A 4,554-nucleotide genomic window follows, 5' to 3' on the forward strand; every position below is an offset into this window, starting at 1 on the left:
CGTGCGGGCGGCAACAGAATTAGGCTTAAAGGAAGCTAAAGACATTGTTGATGGCGCGCCTAAAGTTATCAAAGAAGGCGTTAAAAAAGAAGATGCTGAAAAGATGAAAGCCGACCTAGAAGCCGCAGGCGCACAAGTATCGTTAAAATAACAATTTTAACGATCTTCCCAGGCTGGGGATTCAAAATAATTTATTAAAGCAAAAAGCTGCCCTTCCTCAGGCGGTTTTTTGTTATTCCAGGTGGGTTGCCGGAATGCCAAAAATTTTAGAACCGTTTAAAATATAAATTTGTTTAGCCGCTTCGTCTACTACTAAATCTTTTAAATCATCAAATGCGTCGGAGTGGTACTGGATTATCAATGATCCTTCTTTATCCATAACAATTACTCTTCTGGTTTGGGCGGCCAGCAAATACAAATAATCAGAGGTTTCTTCCGTCCAAATCTGAACAGCTCTTTCTATCGGGGGATCAATAGTTCCGTTGGAATAATCTGACAGACCACCGCGCAATAATTTTATAATTTTACCATCAGTTTTTAAGACATATATAAACCCGTCAATAGCCAACGACACGGCGCCATCAATATTAACTTGGTTGGTAATCCAAGCCTGCGGAGTTCCATATCCATTACCGGTTACCGACGAGCGATAAATTTGGTTTTCAGTTTTTGATAGGTGATATAGTGTGTTGTTGTAGATTTCTATATCGTCTACAGCGGTAGAGTTATTCCAGTTACGCTGTGAGATTTCATCATTGGCAGCACTATATTGGAATAAATTTCCAGAATCGCTTATCCATAAAGTTGAATTTGGGCTAATCGATGCGGCGTGGGTAATTTTACCAAGATTAACTTCAGAACTAATTGTATCTACAACAAAATTTTCAGTATTAGTTTTGTATAATGATCCGGTCCGACTATTTTGAGTTAGAATTATTTGTCCTTGCTTACCAATGGCTGGGGCAATTTCAGCTTGCTCATCCAAATTTTGGAAGTTTGTTATCATTGCTGGCTCAGCGATTTCTACTATGTGCCTTAATTTAGTCAAACGTGACCGCACGGTTTGCTCCAATGTCGAAAGCTCGCTGACTAAAGATTTATTGGGCGCTTCTAACCCGGTTAGAATTTGTTCGGCTTCCTTGAGCCTTTGACGGGCGCGGTCCTCATCATTAAAAATAATACTTGCTTCCGCTTCCTCGTATAATTCTTGGGCTTGTGTAAATTGCGTTTGAAAAGCTTCAAGCCTTTGGCCCTTGACTTTTTGAGTGGTCAGCCTAATTAAGCTGACTAACAAAACGATCGCTAAAATTATCGAGAGGACGACCGCCGCTTTTTGTTTGGTTGGTAATGATTGAAATTTTCGCAGCAGGGATCGCCACAACCGTGCCACTAGGCTTCCGATTTTTTTAAATATCGGATGCCGAGCCGCTTGGCCGATTTTAGTTTTTGTTACGTAAACACTGGCTCGAGTCACATTCGATACCGGTTTTAATTTATTGGCCGTAGCCTTTATACCCTTACTTAAGGCGGGGGATTTAGGCAGAGCTGATTTTGTTTTTTGTGCCGAGATTTCTCTGACTTTAGAAAAGTAGTTTTTAAAAGTTTGGTTTAGAGCTTGCGAGTACCTTTTAAGTTCTAGTTTTACGGTGGTATTCAAAAGTTTCTCAGTGGCCTTCTCCGTATCAATCAGTTGTTTAATAGAATCTTGAGAAGCGGCTTCCCGGATGTCACTTTGGGAGATAATTTTTTCTGGCTTGAACGCGGGGCTTTGTAGCGGCGCTGGCAATTTTTCAACCTGCAAAGTTGCTCCGGCAAAACTCATTGGACTTTTGGTGTCTAAGATAATTTGTTTTAATTCTAAGGTTGCTTCCACTATCGGCTTACCGCCAAAAATATTTTTTAACTTTTCTAAAGAAAAATAATCTAAAACCGAAGCTGTCAGTAAAATTAAAGTATCTTTTTGGGTAATTTTTCCAGAGATGATTTGCGAGAAAAACTTTAAGGGATTTAGGTTTGATTTTCCTCCTCCGCTGGCTTTTTCCACGATGTCGATAATGGTGTAATTACTTTTGCTTCTCTGGTGTATTAAAAAGGCGTGGATATCACCAACTTGGGTAAAATGCAGGTCTTGGTTTTTCGTTACGCCCAAAATAATATTAATTTTTTTCAAGTCAATAGTGACTGAAAATTGTTCTAAATAATTCAAAATAGAAGTGTTCGTGTCCTGAAGGGCTTGTTCGAAAAATTCATTCACCAAAACGGCTTCTAAATCTGACAAATCTTCTATGAGATCCAGTTGTTGATAGTAAATTCTTTCAAATTCTTGCAATACAAAATCAGCAAAGTCGGTTATACTTGGATTTTTTTCTCGGATATCAATTAGTCCGAAAATTTGGCCTAGGTGGTTTAATTGGATTGGGTTGGGAGTGCCAACCAGAGTTTTAGTGACCGTGCCATCCTTATCTGATTCAGCGATGACAAATTGGTTGAGGCGAGCAATATATTGGTTCATTGATAAGTGTTTGCTGTTATGTTTTAATTAGTATATTATACTATAAAAGTTATTTAGGTGCGAATTGCCTAAAATTGTCCCCATATGCTTGAACAATTATTTGGTTCAAAAGCCAGAGTCAAAATTTTGCGTTTTTTGTTAGCTGACCCAGATGGCCAGTATTATTTACGTGAGCTAGCAAGAAAATTAAGAATCCAACTAAATTCGGTTAGGCGGGAAGTGAATAATTTAGAAAAAATGGATTTGATAAAAATTGCTACCCCAGAGACTGAGAAGGCGGGCGGCCAGGGGAAAAAGTCTAGGGCTAAAGTAAAAAAATCACAGAAAAAATTTTATGCTATCAATATCAACTCAATTTTATATCCGGAGTTGAGGGCGATGTTTATGAAGGCTGAGCTTCTGATTGAAAATGATTTGGTTTCAAAAATTATGAAGCTTGGCAGCGTTAGGCTACTAATTTTAACCGGAATTTTTATGGGTTTTGATGACTACCCAACTGACGTATTGATTGTGGGCAATGTAAACCGCTCAAAATTAGCAAAAATTATGAAACGATATGAAAAAGAACTCAATCACCCTATCAATTACACGGTTTTTAGTAAACAGGAATATAAATATCGTCGTGAAATAACTGACCGCTTTTTGTTTGATATTTTGGAGAGTAATAAAATTGTAGCGCACGATTCTATACACTAGATATGTTGTTATTTATTAATTCTGTAAGTTCACGCGGGGCAGTAGCGCTTGCTAAAAAGAACGCAACAATTATAAAGGCTAAAAAATTTACAACTGACCGAAAAAAATCAGAGTTAGTGTTGCAAAATATAGACGAGCTTTTAAAGTCAACAAAAATCCCGCTTAAAAAAATTAGTGGCATTATCGTCGTTACCGGCCCCGGTCCTTTCACAGCTATTCGCGTGGGTGTTAGCGTCGCTAATACTTTGGCTTGGGTTTTACATTGTAACGTCGTTGGTGTATCCAATACGGCAGGCACCAACCTTGAGGATCTAATTGCTGAGGGCATAAAACAATTGGCCAGGCATAAAACCAAAACGGCTAAGCCGTTATACGGCCAACCGCCAAACATCAGTCAACCTAAAAAGAAAGTTTAATGGATACTAAGCCAAAAATTTTAATTGCTGAGGATGATCCGGATTTGATGGACATTGCTAAAATTCAACTTGAACAAGATGGATTCGAGGTTTTAAGTGCCGGAGACGGCGGAGATGCTTTAACTATTGCTCGAGAACAAAGCCCGGATTTTATTATTCTAGATATTTTGATGCCTAATATTGATGGCTTAACGGCGTTGCAGGAGTTAAAAAAAGATCCGAGGACTAAAGAAATTCCAACTATTATTTTAAGTAATTTGGGAGATCAGGCGAGCAAAGAGCAAGCTAAAAATATCACTGATGTTGAATATTTTGTTAAATCAAAAGTCAGCATCGATGAGATTATTGAAGTTATTAGGCGAAAACTGAAAATCCCAATTTAATAATCTCGCCTTATCAAGAGGGAGTGAGAAAGTTTGCATAACACACAAGATGCTTGTTACAATAACGCATGTAGTTTGGATAATTACTAGTTAGTTAACATCGCTTCGCTCGTCGATTAACGTGCCGTGGCTATCGTCGCCGTTATCCAATATGCCCATCTCCAGCTTCGCCGGATCCGGTCACGTCGGATCAGCCGCGGCGCGTTGTGCGAAATAAATTTTTTATCTATACTAAAATAAGAGGTTAGTGTGTTGAACAAAGACGAAAATTTGATTTATATTTTCTAATAAAAACATTATGGCAATGAATACAAACGGGGATGAGAACAAATCGAATAATCCTGCTCAAAGCCCTTTTTCTCAGACATTCTTCCACGGCACAAAGGCTGACCTAAAGATTGGTGACTTTATCACAATTGGTCTTAACTCAAACTACGGGAGCAGGAAAAATGCGAAATATATCTATCTCTCGGCTACTCTGGACGCCGCTATCTGGGGCGCTGAACTTGCTTTTGGCGAAGGACGCGAAAGAATATATTTAGTAGAA

The 4,554-nt window shown here is 38.6% G+C and carries 5 protein-coding genes and 1 pseudogene (1 of these 6 cut by a window edge); 5 read left to right on the forward strand and 1 reads right to left on the reverse strand.

Features of this window, described 5'->3' with window-relative positions:
• Positions 1 to 151 (forward strand): annotated as a pseudogene (locus COT81_05535) (50S ribosomal protein L7/L12) (it extends 326 nt beyond the left edge of the window).
• An 81-nt stretch (positions 152 to 232) separates the two neighbouring features.
• On the opposite strand, the gene COT81_05540 reads toward COT81_05535, so the two are convergent.
• Positions 233 to 2,512 carry a hypothetical protein gene (locus COT81_05540; protein PIS04629.1) on the reverse strand — a complete coding sequence of 760 codons (2,280 nt, stop codon included), beginning with the start codon at positions 2,510 to 2,512 and terminating at the stop codon, positions 233 to 235.
• An 84-nt stretch (positions 2,513 to 2,596) separates the two neighbouring features.
• On the opposite strand from COT81_05540, the gene COT81_05545 reads away from it, so the two are divergent.
• The 4 genes from COT81_05545 to COT81_05560 form a co-directional block, all read left to right on the forward strand.
• Positions 2,597 to 3,208 (forward strand): hypothetical protein, encoded by a 612-nt coding sequence (locus COT81_05545; protein ID PIS04630.1) that lies wholly within the window; start codon positions 2,597 to 2,599, stop codon positions 3,206 to 3,208.
• Positions 3,209 to 3,210: 2 nt separating this feature from the next.
• Positions 3,211 to 3,624, forward strand: coding sequence for a tRNA (adenosine(37)-N6)-threonylcarbamoyltransferase complex dimerization subunit type 1 TsaB (tsaB, locus tag COT81_05550; protein ID PIS04631.1), 414 nt, complete (start codon positions 3,211 to 3,213; stop codon positions 3,622 to 3,624).
• Entirely contained in the window at positions 3,624 to 4,007 is a 384-nt protein-coding gene (locus tag COT81_05555) for a two-component system response regulator (GenBank protein PIS04632.1), read from the forward strand. The genes tsaB and COT81_05555 overlap by 1 nt, the downstream gene beginning before the upstream one ends.
• A gap of 304 nt (positions 4,008 to 4,311) precedes the next feature.
• Positions 4,312 to 4,554 (forward strand): NAD(+)--rifampin ADP-ribosyltransferase (locus COT81_05560; protein PIS04633.1); only part of this gene is annotated, 243 nt, incomplete at its 3' end.

This window comes from Candidatus Buchananbacteria bacterium CG10_big_fil_rev_8_21_14_0_10_42_9 (assembly GCA_002773845.1).
GTDB lineage: Bacteria > Patescibacteriota > Patescibacteriia > Buchananbacterales > 21-14-0-10-42-9 > 21-14-0-10-42-9.

Excerpts from the sequence above, each read along its gene's own strand:
- COT81_05540 (PIS04629.1), bottom strand. The coding sequence starts at position 2,512 with ATGAACCAATATATTGCTCGCCTCAACCAATTTGTCATCGCTGAATCA.
- COT81_05545 (PIS04630.1), top strand. The coding sequence starts at position 2,597 with ATGCTTGAACAATTATTTGGTTCAAAAGCCAGAGTCAAAATTTTGCGT.
- tsaB (PIS04631.1), top strand. The coding sequence starts at position 3,211 with ATGTTGTTATTTATTAATTCTGTAAGTTCACGCGGGGCAGTAGCGCTT.
- COT81_05555 (PIS04632.1), top strand. The coding sequence starts at position 3,624 with ATGGATACTAAGCCAAAAATTTTAATTGCTGAGGATGATCCGGATTTG.